We start from the raw sequence: 24,163 nt of genomic DNA, 5'->3' as shown, positions 1-24,163 counted from the left end.
GTATCCGTCATTCCCACTCGATCGTGCCCGGCGGCTTCGAGGTATAGTCGTAGGTTACCCGGTTGATCCCGCGCACCTCGTTGATGATCCGCGTCGCGACGCGCGGCAGGAAATCGCCGGGGAAGCTGAAGGCTTCGGCGGTCATCCCGTCGGTCGAGGTCACCGCGCGCAGCGCCAGCACATTGTCATAGGTGCGCCCGTCGCCCATCACCCCGACGCTGCGCACGGGCAGCAGCACCGCGAACGCCTGCCAGATCGCGTCGTAGAGCCCGGCGTTGCGGATTTCCTCGAGATACACCGCATCGGCCTTGCGCAGGATGTCGCAGCGTTCCTTGGTAACCTCGCCCGGGATGCGGATCGCCAGGCCCGGCCCCGGGAACGGGTGCCGGCCGACAAAGATGTCGGGCAACCCGAGCTCGCGGCCCAAGGCGCGCACCTCGTCCTTGAACAATTCGCGCAAGGGCTCGACCAGCTTCATGTTCATGCGTGCCGGCAGCCCGCCGACATTGTGGTGGCTCTTGATCGTCACCGAAGGCCCGCCGGTGAAGCTGACGCTTTCGATCACGTCGGGATAGAGCGTTCCCTGCGCCAGGAATTCGGCACCGCCGACCTTCTTGGCCTCGGCTTCGAACACGTCGATGAAGGTCTTGCCGATGAACTTGCGCTTCGCTTCGGGATCGGTGACCCCGGCCAGCCCGCTCAGGAACAGCGTCTCGGCGTTCACATGGACCAGCGGGATATTGTAATGGTTGCGGAACAGGCTGACGACCTGGTCGGCCTCGCTGGCGCGCATCAGCCCGTGATCGACGAACACGCAGGTCAGCTGTTCACCGATCGCCTCGTGGATCAGCACCGCCGCCACCGCTGAGTCGACGCCGCCCGACAGGCCGCAGATGACTCGCCCGCTGCCAACCTGCGCGCGGATTTCGGCGATCTTGGCGTCGCGGAATTCCGCCATCGTCCAGTCGCCCGACAGCCCGCAGACATGGCGCGCGAAATTGGCGATCAGCTTGCCGCCATCGGGGGTGTGGACCACCTCGGGATGAAATTGCATCGCGTAATAACGACGCGAATCGTCGGCGATCACCGCATAGGGCGCGCCGGGGCTCGCCGCGACAGGGCGGAAGCCCGGCGCCAGCTCGGTCACCTTGTCGCCATGGCTCATCCACACTTGGTGCGTCTCGCGCTCGGCCCACATGCCGTCGAACAGCGCGCAGCTATCGGCGATCTCGATGAAGGCGCGGCCGAACTCGCCCGAATCGCCGCGCATCACCTGCCCGCCTAGCTGCTGCATCATCACCTGCTGGCCATAGCAGATGCCCAGCACCGGGAGCCCGCTGTCGAAGATCGCCTGCGGTACCCGCGGGCTTTCCTCGTCGAGCACCGAAGCCGGGCTGCCCGACAGGATGATGCCGGCGGGCTGCATCCGCTCGAAGGCTTCGGCGGCGGTGGTGAACGGCGCGATCTCCGAATACACCCCCGCCTCGCGCACGCGCCGGGCGATGAGCTGGGTGACCTGGCTACCGAAGTCGACGATCAGGATGGATTGCGAAGGGGTCTGCATGGCAAGCGCATAGCGAGCCACGCGCGGCTGGGAAAGGGGATGATGCCACCGCGGTCAGGCGGCCTTGCGCGGCACCAGCGGTACGACCGTCGTTTCGAGTGAACCCCGGTCGAACCGGCTCGCGCCATCGATATAGAGCCAAACCAGCGTCCCATCGCCGGTGAAATCCGCGATCACGCCTTCGGAAAGGAGGCGCGCCGTTTCCACCGCACCACCTTGCCTCACTGGACCGGTTTCACCTCCAACCCCGTCCACTTCGCTGCGAACGCCCACAGATCGGCCGTCTCCTCGATGATCTTGTCGGTAGGCTTGCCCGATCCATGGCCCGCTCGCGTTTCGATGCGGGCGAGGTGCGGCTTGGGGCCGATGTCGCTCGCCTGGAGCATCGCGGTGTATTTGAAGGTGTGGCCGGGCACCACGCGATCATCGGTGTCGGCGGTGGTCGCCAGGATCGCCGGATAGGTCTTGCCCGCCGCAACATTGTGATACGGCGAATAGGCGCGCAGCACCTTGAAATCGGCCTCCTTCGACGGATAGCCATAGTCGTCGACCCAATAGCGCCCCGCGGTGAAGCGATCGAAGCGCAGCATGTCCATCACCCCCACCGCGGGCAGCGCGGCGGCGAACAGATCGGGGCGCTGATTGACCACCGCACCCACCAGCAACCCGCCATTCGATCCGCCCTGGATCGCCAACTGGGTCTTGCCGGTGATGCCTTGCGCGATCAGATATTCGCCAGCGCCGATGAAATCGTCGAACACATTCTGCTTGTTCGCCAAGCGGCCGCCGTCGTGCCAGGTCTTGCCATATTCGCCGCCGCCGCGAATGTTGGCGACCGCGAGCACCCCGCCCTGCTCCATCCACGCGACGCGCGACGCGGAGAAGCCCGGCAGCACCGGCACGTTGAAGCCGCCATAGGCATAGAGCAACGTCGGCGCGGGGCCGGTCACGTCCTTGCGTTTCACGACGAACATCGGAACCTTGGTGCCGTCCTTCGATGCGTAGAAGCGCTGTTCGACGACATAGTTCGCCGGATCGAACGCCACCTTGGGGCTGGCCCAGGGGCTCGCCTGCCCGGTCTTCACGTCATAGCGATAGACCGTGCTCGGCGTCGCGAAGCTGGTGAAGACGAAGAAGGTCTCGGGATCGTCCTGATCACCGCCGAAGCCGCCCGCAGTGCCGATCCCCGGCAGATCGACCTTGCCCGCAAGCTTGCCACCCAGCGCATAGCGCCGCACCTCGGTCTTGGCATCGACCAGATAGCTGGCGACCAGCATCCCGCCGACGATGCCCGCGCCCTGCAGCACCGCCGCATCCTCGGCGATCAGGTCGCGCGGGGTCGGCGTCGCGGCGCTGACGTCCATCGTCACGATCTTCGATCGCGGCGCACCCTTGTTGGTCGACCAATAGAAGGTCGTCCCCTGGTTGCCGACGAGGCTCCACTCGTTCTCTAGCCCCTTCACCAGCTTGCGCGGGGTGCGCTTGGCGTCCTGCAGGTCGATCAGCGTCACTTCGTAGCGATTGTCGGTGCCCTCGGTGGTGGTGACCACCAGATAGCGGCCATCGTCGGTGACCTGCGCCGTATGGCTGCGCTTGGGCGTCTCGGGGGTGGCATAGATCAGCTGGTCGGCCGCCTGCGCGTTGCCCAGCTTGTGGAAATACACCGCCTGGTTCTCGTTCAGCGCCTGGAACTGCTGGTCGGCGGCGGGCGCGGGGAAACGCGAATAGAAGAAGCCCGACCCGTCCTTGGCCCAGACCAGGGTCGAGAACTTCACCCATTCGACCTTGTCGGCGAGCGGCTTTCCCGTCGCGACGTCGAGCACCTGCACCGTCCGCCAGTCAGAACCGCCGTCCTGCACGCTGTACAGCAGGTGCTTGCCGTCCTCCGAAGGCTCCCATTCGCCCAGCGCGGTCGCGCCGTCCTTCGACCAGCCATTAGGATCGAGCAGCAATCGCCCCTGCCCGTCGACGCTGTCGCGGACGTACAGCACCGCCTGGTTCTGCAGCCCCGAATTATAGCTGTAGAAATAGCGGCCGCCCTTCTTGGTCGGCACGCCGAAGCGCTCATAATCGAACAGCGCCTTCAGCCGCGCCTGGAACAGATCGCGGCCGGGCAGCGTCGCCAGATACGCATCGGTAAGCTTGTTCTGATCAGCGACCCATTTGGCCACCTCGGCATCGTTGCGAACGTCGTTCTCGAGCCAGCGATACGGATCGGCGACCTTCTCGCCGAACTGCTCTTCAGCCACGTCGGTGCGGCGGGTCTGCGGGTAATCGATCGTCGGCATCGCGGCGCGGGTCTCCTGTGGGGCGGAAGCGGCATAGGTCGGAGCGACGAACAGCAGCGGCAAGAGGGCGAGCGAAACACGACGCATGAAGGGGATCTCCGCAGAAACGAGAAAGGCCGCACCCTAATGGGCACGGCCTTTCTGGCAAGTCGGCTAATCCCCCCGCTGAACGGGAGAGGGGCCTAGTTCGATCAGCCCTCGTCGTCGTAATTGTCGTCCGACATCACCGGGCCCGAATCCTGGCCCTTGGCGCTGACGTCGCGGTCGACGAATTCGATGATCGCCATCGGCGAGGCATCCGAAGCGCGGGGGCCGGCCTTGATGATGCGGGTATAGCCGCCGGGACGGTCGGCGTAGCGCGATGCCAGCACGTCGAACAGCTTGATGAGCTGCGCGTCGTCGAGCAGCCGGGCATGTGCCAGGCGGCGGTTCGACAGGCCGCCCTTCTTCGCCAGCGTCACCAGCTTCTCGACATAGGGGCGAAGCTCCTTTGCCTTGGCGACGGTGGTGGTGATCTGCTCATGCTTGATGAGCGCGGCCGACATGTTGCGGAACAGCGCGATGCGATGTGCCGAGGTACGTTGCAGCTTACGGCCGCCTACGCGATGACGCATGATATTTCCTTCGTTCGTTAAGGGGCCGTTCGACGGGACCCCAGACCAGGTGGGGACGGCAGCCCACCCAAATTATCCGTCACCCCGGCGAAAGACGGGGCCTTAAAGGGGAACACATATCCCTTGCCGCGCTGGTCCCCGGCTTTCGCCGGGGTGACGGCAAAGGATGCTGCGATCACCCCATGATTTCCTGCTCGAGCTTCTTGGCCATCTCTTCGATGTTCTCAGGCGGCCAGCCAGGAATTTCCATCCCCAGGCGGAGCCCCATGCCCGAAAGCACTTCCTTGATCTCGTTGAGCGACTTGCGGCCGAAATTCGGCGTGCGCAGCATCTCGGCTTCGGTCTTCTGGACCAGATCGCCGATATAGATGATGTTGTCGTTCTTGAGGCAGTTGGCCGAACGCACCGACAGCTCCAACTCGTCGACCTTCTTGAGAAGGTAACGGTTGATCGTCGCGGTATCGCCAGGCGTTTCAGCAGCGGCAACGGGCAGGCCCGCCGAAACCGGCGCGCTGCGAGTCATCGCCGAATCGTCGAAGTGGACGAACAGCGACAACTGGTCCTGCAGAATGCGACCGGCATAGGCCACCGCATCGTCAGGGGTCACGGTGCCATCGGTCTCGATCGTCAGCGTCAGCTTGTCGTAATCGAGCTCTTGCCCGACGCGGGTGTTCTCGACCTTGTAGCTGACCTGGCGCACCGGCGAATACAGCGCGTCGATGGGAATCAGCCCGATCGGTGCGTCGGCCGGACGGTTAGCAGCGGCGGGCACATAGCCCTTCCCGACGTCAGCCGTCAGCTCCATGTTGAGCGTCGCGCCTTCATCAAGGTGGCACAGTACCAGCTTGGGGTTCATCACTTCGATGTCACCCGAAACGGCGATGTCACCGGCAGTGACGGTCGCAGGACCGGTCGCCGACAGCTGGAGCCGCTTGGGGCCTTCGCCCTGCATGCGGATCGCCAGCTGCTTCACGTTCAGGACGATGTCGGTGACGTCCTCGCGGACTCCCGCCAGCGACGAGAATTCGTGCAGCACGTTCTCGATCTTGATCGAGGTGACCGCAGCACCCTGCAGCGACGACAGCAACACGCGGCGCAGCGCGTTGCCGAGCGTCAGACCGAAGCCCCGCTCGAGCGGTTCGGCGATGAAGGTCGCCTTGCGCTTGGTATCGCCACCGGCCTTCTTTTCGAGACCGCTGGGCTTCTTCAGCTCCTGCCAGTTCTTTGCATTGACAGACACAGGCTTCCCCTGGGTTGGGCGGGAATGGGACTCTCCCGCCGAAAAGCCGCGTGGGCGCGCGGCTCGCAATACTGCGAAGCCGCCCGCCCACGCATAATCGAATTAGACGCGGCGACGCTTCGAAGGACGAACGCCGTTGTGCGGGATCGAGGTCACGTCGCGGATCGACGTGATCTGGAAACCGACCGCCTGCAGCGCGCGAAGCGCCGATTCGCGGCCCGAACCCGGACCCTTTACTTCGACTTCGAGCGTGCGGACGCCGTGCTCGGCAGCCTTCTTGCCCGCGTCTTCGGCGGCGACCTGGGCGGCATAGGGAGTCGACTTGCGGCTGCCCTTGAAGCCCATCGTGCCGGCCGACGACCACGAGATCGTGTTGCCCTGCGCGTCGGTGATGGTGATCATCGTGTTGTTGAAGCTGGCGTTCACATGCGCGACGCCCGAGGAGATATTCTTGCGTTCGCGCCGACGAAGGCGCTGCGGTTCACGTGCCATTTTACTGTCCTGATATCCTGAATAGCGTAAGCGAGCCGCGACGATGCCGCCGCGGCTTCAAGCTTACTTCTTCTTGCCGGCGATCGCCTTCGACTTGCCCTTGCGGGTGCGCGCATTGGTATGCGTGCGCTGGCCGCGGACCGGCAGGCCCTTGCGATGACGAAGCCCACGATAGCAGGCCAGATCCATCAGACGCTTGATGTTCATCGCGGTCTGGCGACGAAGATCGCCTTCCACCGTGTGGGTGGCGTCGATCGTCTCGCGGATCTGCAGCACTTCCGAATCGGTGAGGTCCTGTACCCGGCGTTCGGGAACGATGCTCAATGCTTCGGTGATCTGCTTGGCCTTTGCGGGGCCGATGCCGTGGATATACTGCAGCGCGATGACGACGCGCTTGTTGGTCGGGATGTTGACACCCGCAATACGAGCCATGAACTATATTCTCCCAGCTCCACGGGCACGGCATGGCAGCACGCGCCCATCTCGTAGCGTTAATTCCGAAACGAACGACACCGACGGTCGCGTAAACGCGCCGCCGGCATGACCGGTGCTTCGGAGGGACTGGCAGTTAAGCCGCGAGTCGTCGGCTGTCAAGCGAGCCGGGCGCTGTCAAGCACGATTTGCGGAACCAATTTCGATGCAACGCGTGCGCCGAACGGATGGACCTCGACGCTGGCATAGCCCTCGGGCCTCGGGTCGGTCATCTGGTGGATCGTCCGCGCGTTAAGGTCGACGATCCAGAATTCGGGGATGCCATGTTGTGCGTATAGCGGAGCCTTGCGCGTCAGATCATGCTTCAGCGACGCATCGGCGACTTCGATCGCGAGGCGGGCAAACCCCAGTTCGACGAACTTGTCATCGGGATCGGGAGCCGCGACGAGCAGGTCGGGCTCGGGCAGGCTATGCGGCCCGAGCCGCATCGACACCGGCGACAGAACTTCGAGATCGAGCGCGGCGGCGCCGACCGCGCGGTGAAGCTGCGATCCGATTTCGATGATGACTCGGGCGTGCGGGCGGTGCAGCGGGCTCATCTGATAGATTTCCCCCTCGATCAGCTCGAACCGGCCCTTTCCAAGAAAGAAGCCAGCCTCATCGAGCGCAAGGAACTCCTCCACCGTCAGCTTGTGCACGGTCGGTTCGGAGACGGAAAATCGCTCTTGGCCCATGCCAGCCACGATATCATCCGTTGGGCCGGCCGACAACGGCCGGCACCAGCCTACCCCTGCCCGCCCAGCACGCCCTCGATCGCCGCGGTCACCTGCGCGATGTCGGCCATGCCGTCGATCCGCGTGACCAGTCCGCGCGCGTCGTAGATCGGCAGGATCGGTGCGGTCTTGGCGCGATATTCGGCCATCCGCGTGCGCACCGTCTCGGCATTGTCGTCGGGGCGGCGCTTGAACTCGGTCGATCCGCACACGTCGCACAGGCCGTCGACCAGCGTCGGCTTGAACACGTCGTGATAGCCTGCACCACAATTGCCACAAGTGAAGCGCCCGGTGATCCGCTCGACCAGCGCATCCTCGTCGACCACCAGCTCGATCACATAATGCAGCTCGCGCCCGCGGTCCGCCAGCAGCGTGTCGAGCGCCTCGGCCTGCGCCGCGGTACGCGGATAGCCGTCGAAGATCACCCCGGTCTCGGCGGGCAGTTCGTCGAGCCGCTCACCGATGATCCCCGACACGATCGCGTCCGACACCAGCCCGCCCGAATCCATCACCGCCTTGGCCTCGAGCCCGACCGGCGTGCCCGCCTTCACCGCAGCGCGCAGCATGTCGCCGGTCGAGAGCTGGACCATGCCGTGCTCGCGTTCGAGCCGGCTCGCCTGGGTGCCCTTGCCCGCGCCCGGCGGTCCCAGCAGGATGATGTTCAAGCCTCTTCCCCTATTCGTACGCTTGCGCGCGCGGCTTTAGCGCGCGCGACCGCCCTTGAGCTTCGCCTTCTTGATCAGGTCGCCATACTGGTGCGCCAGCAAATGCGACTGGATCTGCGTCACCGTATCCATGGTTACGTTGACCACGATGAGAAGGCTAGTGCCACCAAGGTAGAAGGGGATGCTCAGCGCCGACACAAGATATTCGGGCACCAGGCAGATGAAGGTCAGATACGCCGCACCGATCACGGTGATCCGCGTCAGCACATAATCGAAATAGGTCTCGGTGCTCTTGCCCGGGCGGATGCCGGGGATGAAGCCGCCATAGCGCTTCAGATTGTCCGCGGTCTCCTCGGGATTGAACACCACCGAGGTGTAGAAGAACGAGAAGAACACGATGCCCAAGCCGTACAGCAGCATATACACCGGGCTGCCATGGGTGAGGTACTGATTCAGCCCGATCACGAAATCGTTCATGAACCCACCCTCGCCGCTGGCCGCGCTCTGGCCGGCGAACTGGCTGACGGTCAGCGGCATCAGCAGCAGCGACGAAGCGAAGATCGGCGGGATGACGCCCGCGGTGTTGATCTTGAGCGGCAGATGGCTGCGCTCGGCCTGCACTCCGCGCGCGGTCTGGCGCTTGGGATATTGGATCAGGATCCGCCGCTGCGCGCGCTCCATGAAGCAGATCAGCAGGATCAGCCCGATCACCGCAACCATGATGCCGACCAGACGGACCGGGTCCATCGTGCCGGTGCGACCGCCTTCGAACAACTGGACCAGCGTCGTCGGCAGATGCGCGACGATGCCCGCCATGATGATCAGCGAAATGCCGTTGCCGATGCCACGGCTGGTGATCTGCTCACCCAGCCACATCAGGAACATCGTGCCGCCGATCAGCGAGATGACCGCGCTGATACGGAACAACATGCCGGGCTCGACCACCGCCTGCGCACCCTGCGTCGCACCGAACGCCTCGAGACCGACCGCGATGAAATAGCCCTGGACCGCGGTCAGGCCGACGGTGCCGTAGCGCGTATACTGGTTGAGCTTCTTGCGCCCGCTCTCGCCTTCCTTCTTGATCGCCGCCAGCGTGGGGCTGAGCGAGGAAGCGAGCTGCACCACGATCGAGGCGGTGATGTAGGGCATCACGCCGAGCGCGATGATCGACATCCGCTCGAGCGCACCGCCCGAGAAGGTGTTGAAGAAATCCATGACGCCGCCCTGCGTCTGCTGCGCGAGCAGATTGAGCTGGGTCGGGTCGATGCCGGGCAGCGGCACGTAGCTGAGCATCCGGAAGATGATGAGCGCGCCCAGCGTGAACCAGAGCCGCTTCTTGAGCTCGGTCGCCTTGCCGAATTTCGACAGGTTCAGGCTGGTCGCCATTTGATCGGCTGCGGATGCCATATGTGGTGTGTCCCGGGAATCAGCGGGCGGAACTTTCGCCCATGTCGCGAGTGCATATAGGCGGTCGGGGCGCGTTGTCTAACCCGGCCGTTCCAAGCTGCCGCGCAAAATCCCCCTCCCGCGCGCGGGAGGGGTTAGGGGAGGGCCTGTCCGCGAGCACCGAAGCTCGAGCCGACACCCCTCCCCCGCCCCCTCCCGACGTCGGGGGGGAGACAGAAGGTTATGCCTTCTTGGCGGCGGCCTTCTTGGCTTCCTTGTCGGCGATCCGCTCGAGGCGAACCTTGCCCTTCTTGGCGGCAGCCTTCTCGCCGGGCGAGACCAGCTCGATCAACTGGACCGAACCGCCGGCCTTTTCGACGGCTTCCTTGGCGCCCTTCGAGGCACCGGCGACGACGAACGAGAGCTTGGCCGAGAAATCGCCCTTGGCGAGGAGGCGAACGCCGTCCTTGCCGCCGCGCGTCAGGCCCGCCGCGGTCAGCAGCGCCTGGTCGATCGTCGCACCCGCTTCGATCTTGCCCAAGTCGATCGCCTTCTGGATCATGCCCAGGTTGATCTCGGCATAGTCCTTGGCGAACGGGTTGTTGAACCCGCGCTTCGGCAGCCGCATGTGGAGCGGCATCTGACCACCCTCAAAACCGTTGATCGCGACGCCCGAGCGCGCCTTGGCACCCTTTTGGCCGCGGCCGGCGGTCTTGCCCACGCCCGAACCGATGCCACGGCCGACGCGTACGCGCTCCTTGCGGGCGCCTTTGTTATCGCGGATGTCGTTGAGTTTCATGATCGTGCACTCGCTTTCGCTTTTGTCGCGCTGACGTTGGGGTAAAAACAGGAAGGGGGCCGATAGCCCCCTTCCCTCATTCTGTCACTGGCAGTGGAGGAATTATTCCTCGACCGACAGCATGTGATGGACCTTCCGGATCATGCCGCGCACCTCGGGGGTGTCGTCGAGCTCGACCGTCTTGTGCATCTTGTTAAGCCCCAGCCCGATCAGCGTTGCACGCTGACTCGGGTCGCGGCGGATGGGCGAACCCGTCTGGGTAATCTTCACCTTGGCCATGTCGCTCACTCCACGACCGCTGCGGCATCGGCCTCGGCGGTCTGTGAACCACCACGGCCGAGCAGGTCGGCGATCTTCTTGCCGCGACGCTGCGCGACGCTCTTAGGCGAGGTCTGCTCACCCAGCGACTCGAAGGTTGCGCGGATCATGTTGTACGGGTTCGACGTCCCGGTCGACTTGGTCACCACGTCGGCGACGCCGAGCGCTTCGAACACGGCGCGCATCGGACCACCGGCGATGATGCCGGTACCCGCAGGTGCCGAACGCAGATACACCAGGCCTGCGCCGAAGTGACCGACGCCGTCATGATGCAGCGTACGACCATCGCGCAGCGGCACGCGGATCATCGCCTTCTTGGCAGCCGCGGTCGCCTTCGAGATCGCCTCGGGCACTTCGCGCGCCTTGCCATGGCCGAAGCCGACACGGCCCTTGCCATCGCCGACGACGACGAGTGCTGCGAAGCCGAAGCGCTTGCCGCCCTTCACCGTCTTCGAAACGCGGTTGATGTGCACCAGCTTCTCGATCAGCTCTTCGCCGCCATCGTCGCTGCCGCCGCGATTGTCGCGCCGGTTGCCGCCGCGATTGTCGCGACCGCCACCACGGTTGTTGTTACCACCGGGGCCGCCGCCGGGACCGCCACGGCCACGACCGCCGCGCGGGCCGCGCGGAGGACCGCCAGGACCATCCTGGGGAGGAGCCGAAGCGGGCGCGGCTGCCGAAGCGCCGGTCGGGTTGTTGTCGTCCGCCATATTAGAACTCCAATCCGCCTTCACGCGCGGCTTCCGCCAGCGCCTTCACGCGACCATGATACAGGAAGCCGCCACGATCGAAGACGACCTGAGTGACGCCGGCGGCCTTCGCCGCCTCGGCCAGGCGCTTGCCGACATCGGCTGCGGTCTCGACATTGGCCTTCGCGCTGTCGCGGAAATCCTTGTCGAGGCTCGATGCCATCGCCAGCGTGCGGCCGGCGACGTCGTCGATCACCTGCGCATAGATATGCTGGCCCGAACGATGGACCGACAGACGCGGCCGACCACCGCCACGCGCCCGAAGCGCGGTACGGTTGCGGCGGCGCCGCTTCTCGAAGAGAGACATGCCCTTGGTCATTACTTCTTCTTCCCTTCCTTGCGGAAGATGAACTCGCCGTCGTACTTGATGCCCTTGCCCTTGTACGGCTCGGGCTTGCGCCAGCGACGGATCTCGGCGGCCAGCTGGCCCACCTTCTGCTTGTCGGAGCCGCTGATCTCGACCGTGGTCGCATCAGGAGTCTTCACCTCGATGCCCTCGGGCACCTCGATGTTGACGTCGTGGCTGTAGCCCAGCTGCAGCTTCAGGTTCTTGCCCTGGGCCGCGGCGCGGTAGCCGACGCCGGTGATGATCAGCTTCTTGGTGAAACCGTCGGTCACGCCGGTCACCAGGTTCTGCACCATGGTCCGCTGCATGCCCCAGAACGCACGAGCACGCTTGGTGTCGTTCGCCGGGGTGACGGCGATGCCGCCATCGACATTCTCATACTTGATGTCGTCGAACAGCGGCATCGTCAGCGTCCCCTTGGGGCCCTTGACGCTGATCTGCTCGCCGTCGATCGTTGCGGTCACGCCCGCAGGGACGCTGACCGGCTTCTTGCCGATGCGGCTCATCAGAATACCTCCGCGAGCACTTCGCCACCGACATTCTGTTCGCGCGCTTCGGCGTCGGACAGAACGCCACGCGGCGTCGATACGATGGTGATGCCAAGGCCGTTGCGGACCTTGGGCAGTTCCTGCGAGCCCGAATAGACCCGGCGACCGGGCTTCGAAACGCGCGCGACATGCTTGATCGCGGGCTGGCCCTCGAAATATTTCAGCTCGATGCGGATGCCGGCCGCGGGGCCCATCTGCTCTTCGCTGTAGCCACGAATATAGCCCTCGCGCTGAAGCACGTCGAGCACGCGGGCCCGCAGCTTCGAAGCGGGCGTCAGGACGGAGTCCTTGCGCGCGCGCTGGCCGTTGCGGATGCGGGTGAGCATGTCACCCAGTGGATCGGTCAAAGCCATGTCAGGTCCTTACCAGCTCGACTTCGTGACGCCGGGGATCAGGCCCTTGTTGGCCAGATCGCGCAGCATGACGCGGGCAAGACGGAACTTGCGGTAATAGCCGCGCGGGCGGCCGCTAAGCTCGCACCGGTTGCGGATGCGGGTCGGGTTGCCGTTGCGCGGCAGCTCGGCCATCTTCAGGCGCGCCATCAGGCGCTCCGTGTCATCGAGGTCGCGGTCATTCGCAATGGCCTTCAGCGCCGCGTACTTGGGCGCGTACTTCTTGACCAGCTTGCGACGCTTCTCGTTCTTGTTGATCGAACTCAGTTTCGCCATCGACTTAAGCTCTCTTTCCTTTTGCTCCCTCTCCCGCTTGCGGGAGAGGGTCGAGTTGAGGGTCTGTAACCCCCAGCATTGATTTGGTGAGGGCTAGGCCCTCACCCTTCCGCCGCTTGCGCGGCTCCCTCCCCCTCCCGCAGGCGGGAGAGGGAAAGCATTACGCTGCCTGCTTCTCTTCTTCTTCGTTCTTGGGGAACGGGAAGCCGAACAGGCGAAGCAGCTCGCGCGCCTCGTCGTCGGTGCGCGCCGTCGTGGTCACGATCACGTCCATGCCGCGCACCTTGTCGATGCGGTCATAGTTGATCTCGGGGAACACCAGCTGCTCCTTCAGGCCGCAGGCATAGTTGCCGCGTCCGTCGAAGCTCTTGGGGTTCAGCCCGCGGAAATCGCGAACGCGCGGCAGCGCGATGGTGATGAAGCGGTCGAGAAACTCGTACATGCGCTCGCGGCGAAGCGTTACCTTCACGCCGATCGGCATGCCCTCACGCAGCTTGAAGGTCGCGACCGACTTCTTCGCCTTGGTGATGACGGGCTTCTGGCCGGCGATCAGCTCCATTTCGGAAGCCGCCTGCTCGACCTTCTTCTTGTCCTGCGTCGCTTCGCCAACGCCCATGTTGAGGACGATCTTGTCGATGCGCGGGATTTCCATCGCGTTCTTGTAGCCGAACTTCTCGGTCATCGCCTTGGCGATTTCCGCGTCGTACTTGGCCCGCATCCGCGGAATATACTTATCAGCCACTGATGACCTCCCCGGTCTTGACCGCAACGCGAACCTTCTTGCCGTCGCGCTCTTCGAAACGGACGCGCGTCGCCTTGCCGTCGCCGGTCACGTGCGCGACCTTCGAGATGTGCAGCGGTGCTTCCGAACGCTCCAGGCCGCCCTGCGGCTGACCCTGCGAAGGCTTTTTGTGGCGAACGGCGATGTTCACGCCCTGGACCACGACCTTCTCGTCGCGTGGCATCGAACGGACGACCTCACCGGTCTTGCCCTTGTCCTTGCCCGACAGGACGACAACGCGGTCGCCCTTCTTGATCTTTGCGGCAGACATTACAGAACCTCCGGCGCCAGGCTGATGATCTTCATGTAGCCACGGCCACGCAGCTCGCGAACCACCGGGCCAAAGATACGGGTGCCGATCGGCTCCTCGTTCTTGTTGACCAGCACCGCGGCGTTGCCGTCGAAGCGGATGACCGAACCATCGGCGCGGCGGATATCCTTGCGCGTGCGGACGATGACGGCGCGATGCACGTCACCCTTCTTCACGCGGCCACGGGGTGCTGCTTCCTTGACGCTGACGACGATCACGTCGCCAACACCGGCCACGCGACGCTTGGAGCCGCCCAGCACCTTGATGCACTGCACCCGCTTCGCGCCGCTATTGTCAGCGACGTCGAGATTGGACTGCATTTGGATCATCGATCCGTATCCTTCTCAATATGGGGTGGATTCCGACCCAGCCCCGCCTTCTACAATGGTGGCTTAGGCTTCCGCCGCTGCCGCCGTCTCTTCGGGAGTGGCATGGACGTTCACACGATCCACGACCTTCCACGTCTTCAGCTTCGAAATCGGTGCGGTCTCTTCGATCCGTACCGTCTCGCCCTCACGATAGGCATTCACCTCGTCGTGAGCGTGATACTTCTTCGTCCGGCGGATGATCTTGCCGTAGAGCGGGTGCTTCACCTTACGCTCGACGCTTACCACCACCGTCTTGTCGGTCTTGTCCGAGACGATCATCCCGGTCAGCACACGCTTCGGCATGTCGTTTCCTCTTACTTGGCGGACGAGCGCTGACGCTCGCCCTGCAAGGTCTTGATACGGGCGATGTCGCGACGGACTTCCTTGACCCGGCTCGGCTTTTCGAGCTGGCTGGTCGCCGCCTGGAAGCGCAGGTTGAATGCCTCGCGCTTCAGGTTGCCCAGGTCGTCGGTCAGCTGGTCGTCGGTCTTGACGCGCATGTCGGTAGGCTTGGTCATCTCAATCAACCCTCCAGGTGCGAGGTGTCGCCGAGACGGGCAACGACCTTCACCTTGATCGGCAGCTTCATCGCCGCCCGCTCGAATGCTTCTGCCGCGAGTGGGCCGGGAACGCCGTCCAGCTCGAACAGAATACGACCCGGCTTCACGCGCGCTGCCCAATATTCAAGGGCACCCTTGCCCGAGCCCATGCGGACTTCGGCGGGCTTCGACGACACCGGCAGGTCGGGGAAGATGCGGATCCACAACCGCCCCTGACGCTTGATGTGACGCGTGATCGCGCGGCGAGCCGCCTCGATCTGGCGCGCGGTGATCCGCTCGGGCTCCATCGCCTTCAGGCCGTACGACCCGAAGTTCAGCGTTGCGCCACCCTTGGCATCGCCCTTGATCCGGCCCTTGAAGGCCTTGCGGAACTTGCTCTTTTTCGGTTGCAGCATTGCCTAACCCTCAGCGACGGTCGTCGCGCGCCGGGCGAACGCCCGACGTCTGCGATTCAAGATTGAGGCGATCGGTTGCCATCGGATCATGGCCCAGGATCTCGCCCTTGAAGATCCACACCTTCACGCCGCACACGCCATAGGCGGTATGCGCCTCGGCTTCGGCGTGATCGATGTTGGCGCGCAGCGTGTGCAGCGGCACCCGGCCTTCACGATACCATTCCGACCGCGCGATTTCGGCGCCACCGAGACGGCCACCGCAATTGATGCGGATGCCCTCGGCACCGAGCCGCATCGCCGACTGCACCGCGCGCTTCATGGCACGGCGGAAGGCGATACGACGCTCGAGCTGGTCGGCGATGCCCTGCGCGACCAAACGCGCATCGACTTCGGGCTTGCGGATCTCGACGATGTTCAGCGAAACGTCCGACGGGGTCATCGTGCCGATCTTCTTGCGAAGCTTCTCGATGTCGGCGCCCTTCTTGCCGATGATCACACCGGGACGGGCAGCGAAGATCGAGATGCGGCACAGCTTTGCCGGACGCTCGATGACGACCTTGGAAATCGCAGCCTGCTTCAGCGTCGACATGATGTACTGGCGGATGCGGAGATCCTCCAGCAGCAGCCGGCCATATTCCGAACCCTCGGCGAACCAGCGGCTGTCCCAGGTACGGTTGATCTGCAGGCGAAGACCGATTGGATTGCTCTTGTGACCCATATCAGGCCTCCTCTTCCTGCTTCTCGCGTACGACGATACGCAAGCGGCTGAACGGCTTCAGGATGCGGGTCGACTTGCCGCGACCGCGCGTGGCGAAACGCTTCATCACGATCGACTTGCCGACCGACGCCTCGGCGACGACGAGTGCGTCGACGTCGAGATTGTGGTTGTTCTCGGCGTTGGCGATCGCGCTGGCGAGCACCTTGCGGGCATCGACAGCCATCGCCTTCTTCGAGAAGGCGAGGATGTTCATCGCCTGACCAACGGGCTGGTTGCGGATCAGCGCAGCCACCAGGTTCAGCTTCTGCGCCGAACCACGGATCTGCGTGCCGACCGACAACGCCTCGTTGTCGGCGACGCGACGGGGAGCCTTAGGCTTCGACATCAGCGCTTGCCCTTCTTGTCTGCGGCGTGGCCGGGGAAGAAGCGCGTGGGCGCGAACTCGCCCAGCTTCATGCCGACCATGTCTTCGTTGACCGAGACGGGAACGAACTTGCGACCGTTATAGACGCTGAACGTAAGTCCCACGAACTGGGGCAGGATCGTCGAGCGACGCGACCAGGTCTTGATCGGGCCGCTGCGACCCCCGGCGTCCTGTGCGGTCTCTGCCTTCTTGAGAAGGCTGAGTTCCACAAACGGACCCTTCCATACCGAACGAGCCATGGCGTTAGCCCTTCTTCTTGGCGTGACGCGACCGGATGATCATGCGATCGGTCGACTTGTTATGACGAGTGCGAGCACCCTTGGTCGGCTTGCCCCATGGCGTGACCGGATGACGGCCGCCCGAGGTCCGGCCTTCACCACCGCCGTGCGGATGGTCGACCGGGTTCTTGGCAACACCGCGCGTCAGCGGGCGGATCCCCTTCCAACGGTTGCGGCCTGCCTTGGCAAGGTTGGTGTTCTGGTTGTCGGGGTTCGACACCGCACCCACCGTCGCCATGCACTCACCGCGAATGTAGCGCTGCTCGCCCGAGTTCAGGCGGACGATCACCATGCCGCGATCACGACCCACCACCTGCACATAGGTGCCGGCCGAACGTGCGATCTGACCGCCCTTGCCGGGCTTCATCTCGACGTTGTGAACGATGGTGCCGACCGGCATCTGGCCGATCTCCATCGCATTGCCCGGCTTCACGTCGGTCTTCTTGCCTGCAACCACCTTGTCGCCGACGGCAAGCCGCTGTGGCGCGATGATGTAGGCGACGTCCGACTTCTCGCCGTTCTCGCCGACTTCACCAAACGGCACTGGGCCGTAGTTGATGAGCGCCAGGAACGCGGTGCGGTTGGGATCGTACTCGAGCCGCTCGACGGTGCCTTCGACGTCCCACTTGCGACGCTTGAAATCGACGATGCGATAGCGCTGCTTGTGGCCGCCGGCGATGCCGCGCGAGGTGACGTGGCCCTTGTTGTTGCGGCCACCGGTCTTGCGCTTACCCTCGGTCAGCGCCTTGACGGGACCGCCCTTGTGGAGCGACGAGCGGTCCACCAGGATGAGGCCACGCCGCGACGGCGAGGTCGGATTATAATGCTTGAGTGCCATTTGCCTCAGACCCCCGTCGTGACGTCGATCGAATCGCCGTCCTTCAGCGTCACGATCGCCTTCTTGATGTCCGAACGCTTGTAGGGCGTGCCCTTCCAGCGCTTCGTCTTGCCCTTCTGGACGATCGTGTTCACGCCGGTGACCTTTACGTCGAACAGCGCTTCAACGGCCGCCTTGATCTCCGGCTTGGTGGCATCGTTTGCCACCTTGAACACAACCGCGTTGTGCTCGGAGACGAGGGTCGACTTCTCGGTGATGTGCGGTGCGACAATCACGTCATAATGACGGTTGTCGATCGCAGCCTTGGTCTGCTTAGCCATGGAAGCGTGCCTCCAGCTTCTCGACCGCGGCGCGCGTCAGCACCAGCGTGTCATGCTTCAGGATGTCGTACACATTGGCGCCGACCGCAGGCATCACGTTGATGTACGACAGGTTGCGGGTTGCCAGCGCGAAGCCGTCTTCCACTGCGTCACCGTCGATCACCAGCGCGGTCTTGCCGAAGCCCATCGCGGCCCAGGCGCCCTGGAGCACCTTGGTCTTGGCTTCGGCGACCTTGAGGTCGTCGAGCACGACGAGCGTGCCGGCAGCAGCGTGGCTCGACAGCGCCATCTTCAGCCCCAGCGCACGAACCTTCTTGTTCAGGCTGTTGTCGAAGTCGCGAAGCCGGGCGCCGTGCGCCTTACCACCGCCGATGAAGATCGGTGCACGGCGATCGCCGTGACGGGCGGTACCGCCGCCCTTCTGGCGACCGAACTTCTTGCCGGTACGCGCGACTTCCGAACGCTCACGCGTCGGACGTGCGGTGCCGCGGCGGTTGTGCAGCTGCCAGGTGACGACGCGGTGCAGGATGTCAGCGCGCGGCTCGACACCGAATACGGCGTCGTTCAGCTCGATGTCGCCATTCTCGGTCGCTTCGAGGGTTTGAACCTTGATCTTCACGTTCAGCCCTCCTGGCCGTCGGTCGTCTCGACCGTGGTCACGTCCTGCGCGGGCGTGTCGGCTGCGACGTCGTTGTTGTTGGCGACCTGCTTGAGGCCTGCGGGATAGGGAGCGTCGGCATGGCGCGCGACCTTCACCGCGTCCTTGACGATCAACCAGCCACCCTTCGAACCGGGAACCGAACCCTTGACGAACAGCAAGCCGCGCTCGACGTCGGTCTGGACGATTTCCAGGTTCTGCTGGGTGCGGTTACGGTCGCCCATGTGGCCGGCCATCTTCTTGTTCTTGAAGACCTTGCCCGGATCCTGGCGCTGGCCGGTCGAACCGTGCGAACGGTGCGACAGCGAAACGCCGTGGGTGGCGCGCAAGCCCCCGAAGCCCCAGCGCTTCATAGCGCCGGCAAAGCCCTTGCCCTGCGTCTTGCCCGAAACGTCGACGATCTGGCCGGCGACGAAATGGTCCGCGCCGATCTCGGCACCGACATCGAGCATCGCATCTTCCGCAACGCGGAATTCGCAAAGCTGCGCCTTCAGCTCGACTTCGGCCTTGCCGAAATGCCCGCGCTGCGGCTTCGCGGTGTTCTTGGCCTTGGCCGAACCCGCGCCTAGCTGAACCGCGACATAGCCGTCGCGATCGATGGTGCGCTGTGCAACCACCTGAACGCCCTCGAGCGCCAGAACGGTTACCGGCACGTGCCGGCCGTCGTCCTGGAACAAGCGGGTCATTCCCAGTTTCTTAACGATCACGCCAGTGCGCATGACCAGTTGCTCCTATACAGAGGCCCACGCGATCAAAAGCGACCGCGCGGGCGTGCCCAACCCATGATGAAAAGCGTGCCCCGTCCCGGGCTGGATGTCCGGCGAACCGGACGTGACGGGGAACGCTGTCCCGGCGGCTTGCGCCACCGGCGGTATTCCTATTTTTCCCTTGCCGTCATCCCAGCGAAAGCTGGGATCTCTTCGTGGCGGGCGCTGCGCCCTGCCCCACGAGACCCCAGCATTCGCTGGGGTGACGATTCAGCGGTGAATCGGAAGCAGGCCTTTACGCCAGCTTGATCTCGACGTCAACGCCTGCGGCCAGGTCGAGCTTCATCAGCGCGTCCACCGTCTGCGGGGTCGGCTGCACAATGTCGAGCAAGCGCTTATAGGTGCGGGTCTCGAACTGCTCGCGCGACTTCTTGTCGATGTGCGGGCCACGGTTGACCGTGAACTTGTCGATGTGAGTCGGCAAAGGGATGGGGCCACGGATGAGCGCGCCGGTGCGACGGGCGGTGTCGGCGATGTCGCCGGCCGCCTGGTCGAGCACGCGGTGGTCGAACGCCTTCAGGCGAATGCGGATGTTGTTGTCCATGTCCCTACCAATGCGAAAGAGCGGGGGCGATCAGGGACTACGTCACCCCAGCGAAGGCTGGGGTCTCTTGCGGCCGGGCGCTCGCGCCTAACCGGGAGATCCCAGCTTCCGCTGGGATGACGGCACCTGCCGCCTCTTGCTGTTTAAACGAAACTGAGCGAGCGCCCCTAACCGGGGTCGCATAGAAAAGCAACCGCCCAGCCCCGTTTTCACAGGACCGGGCGGCTTTATTTGTGCGTCTGGCTTACTTGGTGATGCCGCTGACAACACCTGCGCCGACGGTACGGCCACCCTCACGGATGGTGAAACGCTGGCCGACGTCCATTGCGATCGGTGCGATCAGCTTGATGCCGAGCGCGACGTTGTCGCCTGGCATCACCATCTCGGTGCCCTCGGGCAGCTCGACGGTGCCGGTCACGTCCGTGGTGCGGAAGTAGAACTGCGGACGATAGTTGGCGAAGAACGGCGTGTGACGGCCACCCTCGTCCTTCGACAGCACGTACACTTCCGAAGCGAACTCGGTGTGCGGCTTGATCGAGCCCGGCTTGCAGAGAACCTGGCCGCGCTCGACTTCCTCACGGCCAACGCCGCGGATCAGTGCGCCGATGTTGTCGCCTGCCATGCCCTGGTCGAGCAGCTTGCGGAACATCTCGACGCCAGTGACCGTGGTCTTGCGGGTGTCGTGGATGCCGACGATCTCGACTTCCTCGCCAACCTTCACAACGCCGGTCTCGACGCGGCCGGTGACGACCGTACCACGACCCGAGATCGAGAACACGTCCTCGATCGGCATCATGAACGGCTTGTCGAGCGGACGCTCGGGCTGCGGGATCGACTCGTCGACCGCTGCCATCAGCGCCAGGATCGCGTCCTTGCCGAACGTGTCGTTCGAACCCGAAAGCGCGCAGGTCGCCGAACCACGGATGATCGGAATGTTGTCGCCGTCGAAGTCGCGCTTCGAAAGCTCCTCACGGATCTCCATCTCGACCAGCTCGAGGATTTCCTCGTCGTCGACCAGGTCGACCTTGTTGAGGAAGACCACCATGGTCGGCACGCCGACCTGCTTGGCGAGCAGGATGTGCTCCTTGGTCTGTGGCATCGGGCCGTCGGTGGCCGAAACCACCAGGATCGCGCCGTCCATCTGCGCCGCGCCGGTGATCATGTTCTTCACATAATCGGCGTGGCCCGGGCAATCGACGTGCGCATAGTGACGCGCTGCGGTCTCATACTCAACGTGCGCGGTCGAGATCGTGATGCCACGCTCGCGCTCCTCGGGTGCCTTGTCGATGTTGGCGAAGTCGACTGCGACGCCGCCCGAGGTCTCGGCCAAAACCTTCGTGATCGCCGCCGTCAGCGACGTCTTGCCGTGATCGACGTGACCGATGGTGCCGATGTTGAGATGCGGCTTGTTCCGCTCGAACTTTGCTTTCGCCATGATTCCCTACCTTGCTGAATTCAGATTTCCCGGCCGCTCGGGGACTCGCCGAAAGGCGGCCCCATAGCGGCTCGTATTCGATTACGCCAGCTTCGCCTTCACTTCGTCGGCGACGTTGGCAGGCACTTCGTCGTAATGCGAGAACTGCATGCTGTACTGCGCACGGCCCTGGGTGAACGAGCGCAGCTGATTCACATAGCCGAACATGTTCGCCAGCGGCACGACCGCCTCCACCGCCTGCGCGTTGCCGCGCGTGTCGGTGCCCTGGATCTGCCCACGACGCGAGTTCAGATCGCCGATCACGTCGCCCAGATAGTCCTCCGGGGTAACGACCTCGACCTTCATCATCGGCTCGAGCAGCTTGATGCCCGACTTCTGCGCGGCTTCACGCATTGCACCGCGCGCGCAGATTTCGAACGCCAGCGCCGACGAATCGACGTCATGATAGGCGCCGTCATACAGGTTGATCTCGAAATCGATGATCGGGAACCCGACCAGCGAACCCGTAGCAGCCGTCTCACGGAAGCCCTTCTCGATCGCGGGGATATATTCCTTGGGAATATTACCGCCCTTGATCTCGTCCTTGAAGATGATGCCCGACCCGCGCTCGCCCGGGGTCAGCTTCACCTTCACGCGACCGAACTGGCCGGTGCCGCCCGACTGCTTCTTGTGGGTATAGTCGATATCCACGGGCTTGCCGAGATATTCGCGATACGCCACCTGCGGCGCGCCGACATTGGCCTCGACCTTGAACTCGCGCTTCATGCGATCGACGAGAATCTCGAGGTGAAGCTCGCCCATCCCCTTGATGATCGTCTGACCGCTCTCATGGTCGGTCGACACGCGGAACGACGGATCTTCGCGCGCGAGACGGTTGAGCGCGACGCCCATCTTCTCCTGGTCGGCCTTGGTCTTGGGCTCCACCGAAAGCTCGATCACCGGCTCGGGGAATTCCATCCGCTCGAGGATGATCGGTGCGTTCTGCGCGCAGAGCGTGTCACCAGTCGTGGTATCCTTCAGCCCCGCCAGCGCGACGATGTCGCCCGCGAATGCCTCCTGGATGTCCTCGCGGCTGTTCGCATGCATCAACAGCATGCGACCGACCTTTTCCTTCTTGTCCTTCACCGAATTGGTGACCATCGACGCGGCTTCGAGCTTGCCCGAATAGATGCGTGCGAAGGTCAGCGTACCGACGAAGGGATCGTTCATGATCTTGAACGCCAGCGCCGAGAACGGTGCCTCGTCCGACGACGGACGCTCGTCCGGAGTTTCGCCGTCGAGCTTCAGGCCCTTGATGGCGGGAACGTCGAGCGGCGAAGGCAGATAGTCGACCACCGCGTCGAGCAGCGGCTGGACGCCCTTGTTCTTGAACGCCGAGCCGCACACCACCGGCACGAACGCCATGCCGAGCGTACCCTTGCGGATCAGCTTCTTGAGGTCGGCGGTGCTCGGCTCGTTGCCCTCGAGATAGGCTTCCATCAAGTCGTCGTCCAACTCGACGGCCATCTCGATCAGCTCGCTGCGATACTTTGCAGCCTTCTCGACCATGTCCTCAGGGATTTCCTGATATTCGAACTTCGCGCCCAGGCTCTCTTCAAGCCAGATGATCGCACGGTTCTCGACCAGGTCGACCAGACCCTTGAAGCCGCCCTCGGTACCGATCGGCAAATACAGCACGGCAGGACGCGCGGCGAGGCGCTCGATGATCGAGTTGACGCAGAAATAGAAGTCCGCGCCGGTGCGATCCAGCTTGTTGATGAAGCACATGCGCGGCACACCATACTTGTCGGCCTGGCGCCACACCGTCTCCGACTGCGGCTCGACGCCGGCAACGCCGTCGAAGCACGCGACCGCGCCATCGAGCACCCGCAGCGAACGCTCGACTTCGATCGTGAAGTCGACGTGGCCCGGCGTGTCGATGATGTTGATCAGGTGCTCTTCACCCTTGCCCTCTTCGGCGCGCCACTTGCAAGTGGTGGCCGCGGACGTGATCGTGATCCCGCGCTCCTGCTCCTGCTCCATCCAGTCCATCGTCGCGGTGCCCTCATGGACCTCGCCGATCTTGTAGGACTTGCCGGTGTAATAAAGGATACGCTCGGTCGTCGTCGTCTTGCCGGCGTCGATATGCGCCATGATGCCGATGTTGCGATAGCGGTCGAGCGGATGGCTGCGGGCCATGGTCTTACTCCTGGTGCCGACGGGTCGGCGCGGTGAAATCTGTTCGGGGAATACCCCGGCCGTTCGTCCTAAGTAGCCATTGAGCTTGTCGAACTGGCGTATCGAAGGATGCCGCCTGGAGCAGCCCTTCGATACGGGTCTTCGCCATGCTCAGCCCCTACTCAGGGCGAACGGAAATCGGGAGCGACGCGGATGTTACCCCGCGCCTCCCCCATATAGGTTACCAGCGATAGTGCGAGAAGGCCCGGTTGGCTTCTGCCATCCGGTGGGTGTCTTCGCGCTTCTTCACCGCGTTGCCGCGATTGTTCGCCGCGTCCATCAGCTCGCCCGAAAGGCGGGCCGACATGGTGTTCTCGCTGCGATTGCGCGCCGAGGTGATGAGCCAGCGGATCGCCAGCGCCTGGGCACGCTCGGGGCGAACCTCGACCGGCACTTGATAGGTCGCACCACCGACGCGGCGGCTGCGCACTTCGATGCCCGGCGCGATGTTGTTCAGTGCGTCGTGGAACACGCCGACCGGGTCGCGCTTGGCGCGCTGCTCGACGGTTTCCATGGCGCTGTACACGATGCCTTCTGCGACGGCCTTCTTGCCGTCGAGCATCACGCTGTTCATGAACTTGGGAAGAATTTGATCACCGTATTTCGGATCGGGAAGGATGATCCGCTTTTCGGGACGACGACGACGTGCCATTGATTTCTACCTCTTA

At 63.9% G+C, this 24,163-nt stretch carries 34 protein-coding genes; all 34 read right to left on the bottom strand.

Translation table 11 applies throughout. From position 1 onward, the window contains the following. Nucleotides 1-7: 7 nt before the first annotated feature. Nucleotides 8-1,564 carry a glutamine-hydrolyzing GMP synthase gene (gene guaA / locus NMP03_RS01455; protein WP_256506777.1) on the bottom strand — a complete coding sequence of 519 codons (1,557 nt, stop codon included), beginning with the start codon at nucleotides 1,562-1,564 and terminating at the stop codon, nucleotides 8-10. Nucleotides 1,565-1,618: 54 nt separating this feature from the next. Beyond that, on the bottom strand, nucleotides 1,619-1,771 hold the full coding sequence (locus NMP03_RS01450) for a hypothetical protein (protein WP_256506776.1): 153 nt from the start codon (nucleotides 1,769-1,771) through the stop codon (nucleotides 1,619-1,621). 14 nt (nucleotides 1,772-1,785) lie between these two features. Continuing rightward, nucleotides 1,786-3,939, bottom strand: a complete 2,154-nt coding sequence (locus NMP03_RS01445) for a prolyl oligopeptidase family serine peptidase (RefSeq protein ID WP_256506775.1) — start codon at nucleotides 3,937-3,939, stop codon at nucleotides 1,786-1,788. A 104-nt stretch (nucleotides 3,940-4,043) separates the two neighbouring features. Then, nucleotides 4,044-4,466: a 50S ribosomal protein L17 gene (rplQ, locus tag NMP03_RS01440; RefSeq protein WP_256506774.1), complete on the bottom strand. Its 423-nt coding sequence runs from the start codon at nucleotides 4,464-4,466 to the stop codon at nucleotides 4,044-4,046. A 175-nt stretch (nucleotides 4,467-4,641) separates the two neighbouring features. Continuing rightward, nucleotides 4,642-5,706, bottom strand: coding sequence for a DNA-directed RNA polymerase subunit alpha (locus NMP03_RS01435; RefSeq protein WP_033921090.1), 1,065 nt, complete (start codon nucleotides 5,704-5,706; stop codon nucleotides 4,642-4,644). Nucleotides 5,707-5,808: 102 nt separating this feature from the next. Then, a complete protein-coding gene (rpsK, locus tag NMP03_RS01430; protein WP_033921091.1) occupies nucleotides 5,809-6,198 on the bottom strand; it encodes a 30S ribosomal protein S11 in 390 nt (129 codons plus the stop codon). Between the two features lie 63 nt (nucleotides 6,199-6,261). After that, entirely contained in the window at nucleotides 6,262-6,630 is a 369-nt protein-coding gene (rpsM, locus tag NMP03_RS01425) for a 30S ribosomal protein S13 (RefSeq protein ID WP_033921093.1), read from the bottom strand. Between the two features lie 158 nt (nucleotides 6,631-6,788). Continuing rightward, the gene (locus NMP03_RS01420; protein WP_256506773.1) at nucleotides 6,789-7,364 is read right to left on the bottom strand and encodes a Uma2 family endonuclease; all 576 of its coding nucleotides are present in this window, start codon (nucleotides 7,362-7,364) and stop codon (nucleotides 6,789-6,791) included. A gap of 50 nt (nucleotides 7,365-7,414) precedes the next feature. Continuing rightward, on the bottom strand, nucleotides 7,415-8,068 hold the full coding sequence (locus NMP03_RS01415) for an adenylate kinase (protein ID WP_256506771.1): 654 nt from the start codon (nucleotides 8,066-8,068) through the stop codon (nucleotides 7,415-7,417). Nucleotides 8,069-8,104: 36 nt separating this feature from the next. Then, the gene (gene secY, locus NMP03_RS01410) at nucleotides 8,105-9,475 is read right to left on the bottom strand and encodes a preprotein translocase subunit SecY (RefSeq protein WP_256506770.1); all 1,371 of its coding nucleotides are present in this window, start codon (nucleotides 9,473-9,475) and stop codon (nucleotides 8,105-8,107) included. Nucleotides 9,476-9,695: 220 nt separating this feature from the next. Further along, on the bottom strand, nucleotides 9,696-10,253 hold the full coding sequence (rplO, locus tag NMP03_RS01405; protein WP_256506769.1) for a 50S ribosomal protein L15: 558 nt from the start codon (nucleotides 10,251-10,253) through the stop codon (nucleotides 9,696-9,698). Between the two features lie 102 nt (nucleotides 10,254-10,355). Beyond that, nucleotides 10,356-10,532 (bottom strand): 50S ribosomal protein L30, encoded by a 177-nt coding sequence (gene rpmD / locus NMP03_RS01400; RefSeq protein ID WP_033921099.1) that lies wholly within the window; start codon nucleotides 10,530-10,532, stop codon nucleotides 10,356-10,358. Nucleotides 10,533-10,537: 5 nt separating this feature from the next. Further along, entirely contained in the window at nucleotides 10,538-11,281 is a 744-nt protein-coding gene (gene rpsE / locus NMP03_RS01395) for a 30S ribosomal protein S5 (protein WP_256506768.1), read from the bottom strand. A 1-nt stretch (nucleotide 11,282) separates the two neighbouring features. Next, nucleotides 11,283-11,639, bottom strand: coding sequence for a 50S ribosomal protein L18 (gene rplR / locus NMP03_RS01390; RefSeq protein WP_033921100.1), 357 nt, complete (start codon nucleotides 11,637-11,639; stop codon nucleotides 11,283-11,285). Continuing rightward, nucleotides 11,639-12,172, bottom strand: a complete 534-nt coding sequence (gene rplF / locus NMP03_RS01385) for a 50S ribosomal protein L6 (protein WP_256506767.1) — start codon at nucleotides 12,170-12,172, stop codon at nucleotides 11,639-11,641. Before rplF ends, rplR begins: the two co-directional genes overlap by 1 nt. Then, nucleotides 12,172-12,567 (bottom strand): 30S ribosomal protein S8, encoded by a 396-nt coding sequence (gene rpsH, locus NMP03_RS01380; RefSeq protein WP_033921102.1) that lies wholly within the window; start codon nucleotides 12,565-12,567, stop codon nucleotides 12,172-12,174. The genes rplF and rpsH overlap by 1 nt, the downstream gene beginning before the upstream one ends. A gap of 9 nt (nucleotides 12,568-12,576) precedes the next feature. Continuing rightward, nucleotides 12,577-12,882: a 30S ribosomal protein S14 gene (rpsN, locus tag NMP03_RS01375; protein WP_256506766.1), complete on the bottom strand. Its 306-nt coding sequence runs from the start codon at nucleotides 12,880-12,882 to the stop codon at nucleotides 12,577-12,579. 160 nt (nucleotides 12,883-13,042) lie between these two features. Next, a complete protein-coding gene (rplE, locus tag NMP03_RS01370; protein WP_319937611.1) occupies nucleotides 13,043-13,624 on the bottom strand; it encodes a 50S ribosomal protein L5 in 582 nt (193 codons plus the stop codon). Beyond that, nucleotides 13,617-13,934, bottom strand: coding sequence for a 50S ribosomal protein L24 (rplX, locus tag NMP03_RS01365; RefSeq protein ID WP_256506765.1), 318 nt, complete (start codon nucleotides 13,932-13,934; stop codon nucleotides 13,617-13,619). Before rplX ends, rplE begins: the two co-directional genes overlap by 8 nt. Next, a complete protein-coding gene (gene rplN, locus NMP03_RS01360; RefSeq protein WP_033921107.1) occupies nucleotides 13,934-14,302 on the bottom strand; it encodes a 50S ribosomal protein L14 in 369 nt (122 codons plus the stop codon). The genes rplX and rplN overlap by 1 nt, the downstream gene beginning before the upstream one ends. 63 nt (nucleotides 14,303-14,365) lie before the next feature. Continuing rightward, nucleotides 14,366-14,644 (bottom strand): 30S ribosomal protein S17, encoded by a 279-nt coding sequence (gene rpsQ, locus NMP03_RS01355; protein WP_033921109.1) that lies wholly within the window; start codon nucleotides 14,642-14,644, stop codon nucleotides 14,366-14,368. A gap of 11 nt (nucleotides 14,645-14,655) precedes the next feature. Continuing rightward, nucleotides 14,656-14,859 carry a 50S ribosomal protein L29 gene (gene rpmC, locus NMP03_RS01350; protein ID WP_033921110.1) on the bottom strand — a complete coding sequence of 68 codons (204 nt, stop codon included), beginning with the start codon at nucleotides 14,857-14,859 and terminating at the stop codon, nucleotides 14,656-14,658. Between the two features lie 5 nt (nucleotides 14,860-14,864). After that, the gene (rplP, locus tag NMP03_RS01345) at nucleotides 14,865-15,296 is read right to left on the bottom strand and encodes a 50S ribosomal protein L16 (RefSeq protein WP_033921111.1); all 432 of its coding nucleotides are present in this window, start codon (nucleotides 15,294-15,296) and stop codon (nucleotides 14,865-14,867) included. A gap of 10 nt (nucleotides 15,297-15,306) precedes the next feature. Further along, complete coding sequence (gene rpsC / locus NMP03_RS01340; protein WP_256506764.1) at nucleotides 15,307-16,014, bottom strand: 30S ribosomal protein S3; 708 nt, start codon at nucleotides 16,012-16,014, stop codon at nucleotides 15,307-15,309. A gap of 1 nt (nucleotide 16,015) precedes the next feature. Beyond that, nucleotides 16,016-16,399 (bottom strand): 50S ribosomal protein L22, encoded by a 384-nt coding sequence (rplV, locus tag NMP03_RS01335; RefSeq protein ID WP_033921115.1) that lies wholly within the window; start codon nucleotides 16,397-16,399, stop codon nucleotides 16,016-16,018. After that, nucleotides 16,399-16,677, bottom strand: coding sequence for a 30S ribosomal protein S19 (gene rpsS / locus NMP03_RS01330; RefSeq protein ID WP_256506763.1), 279 nt, complete (start codon nucleotides 16,675-16,677; stop codon nucleotides 16,399-16,401). Before rpsS ends, rplV begins: the two co-directional genes overlap by 1 nt. A 4-nt stretch (nucleotides 16,678-16,681) precedes the next feature. After that, nucleotides 16,682-17,554, bottom strand: a complete 873-nt coding sequence (gene rplB / locus NMP03_RS01325; protein WP_256506762.1) for a 50S ribosomal protein L2 — start codon at nucleotides 17,552-17,554, stop codon at nucleotides 16,682-16,684. A 5-nt stretch (nucleotides 17,555-17,559) separates the two neighbouring features. Next, complete coding sequence (locus NMP03_RS01320; protein WP_033921120.1) at nucleotides 17,560-17,874, bottom strand: 50S ribosomal protein L23; 315 nt, start codon at nucleotides 17,872-17,874, stop codon at nucleotides 17,560-17,562. Then, nucleotides 17,867-18,493 carry a 50S ribosomal protein L4 gene (gene rplD, locus NMP03_RS01315; RefSeq protein ID WP_256506761.1) on the bottom strand — a complete coding sequence of 209 codons (627 nt, stop codon included), beginning with the start codon at nucleotides 18,491-18,493 and terminating at the stop codon, nucleotides 17,867-17,869. The genes NMP03_RS01320 and rplD overlap by 8 nt, the downstream gene beginning before the upstream one ends. A gap of 2 nt (nucleotides 18,494-18,495) precedes the next feature. Then, on the bottom strand, nucleotides 18,496-19,251 hold the full coding sequence (gene rplC, locus NMP03_RS01310; RefSeq protein ID WP_033921123.1) for a 50S ribosomal protein L3: 756 nt from the start codon (nucleotides 19,249-19,251) through the stop codon (nucleotides 18,496-18,498). A 283-nt stretch (nucleotides 19,252-19,534) separates the two neighbouring features. After that, nucleotides 19,535-19,843, bottom strand: coding sequence for a 30S ribosomal protein S10 (gene rpsJ / locus NMP03_RS01305; RefSeq protein WP_033921125.1), 309 nt, complete (start codon nucleotides 19,841-19,843; stop codon nucleotides 19,535-19,537). Between the two features lie 244 nt (nucleotides 19,844-20,087). Then, complete coding sequence (gene tuf / locus NMP03_RS01300) at nucleotides 20,088-21,278, bottom strand: elongation factor Tu (RefSeq protein WP_256506758.1); 1,191 nt, start codon at nucleotides 21,276-21,278, stop codon at nucleotides 20,088-20,090. An 81-nt stretch (nucleotides 21,279-21,359) separates the two neighbouring features. Next, nucleotides 21,360-23,456 (bottom strand): elongation factor G, encoded by a 2,097-nt coding sequence (gene fusA / locus NMP03_RS01295; protein WP_256506757.1) that lies wholly within the window; start codon nucleotides 23,454-23,456, stop codon nucleotides 21,360-21,362. Between the two features lie 220 nt (nucleotides 23,457-23,676). Continuing rightward, nucleotides 23,677-24,147, bottom strand: coding sequence for a 30S ribosomal protein S7 (gene rpsG, locus NMP03_RS01290; RefSeq protein WP_256506756.1), 471 nt, complete (start codon nucleotides 24,145-24,147; stop codon nucleotides 23,677-23,679). Nucleotides 24,148-24,163: the final 16 nt, after the last annotated feature.

The organism is Sphingomonas qomolangmaensis (assembly GCF_024496245.1).
GTDB lineage: Bacteria > Pseudomonadota > Alphaproteobacteria > Sphingomonadales > Sphingomonadaceae > Sphingomonas > Sphingomonas qomolangmaensis.
The sequence above is the reverse complement of the archived record's forward strand: the minus strand, read 5'-3'. Positions and strand labels throughout refer to the sequence as shown.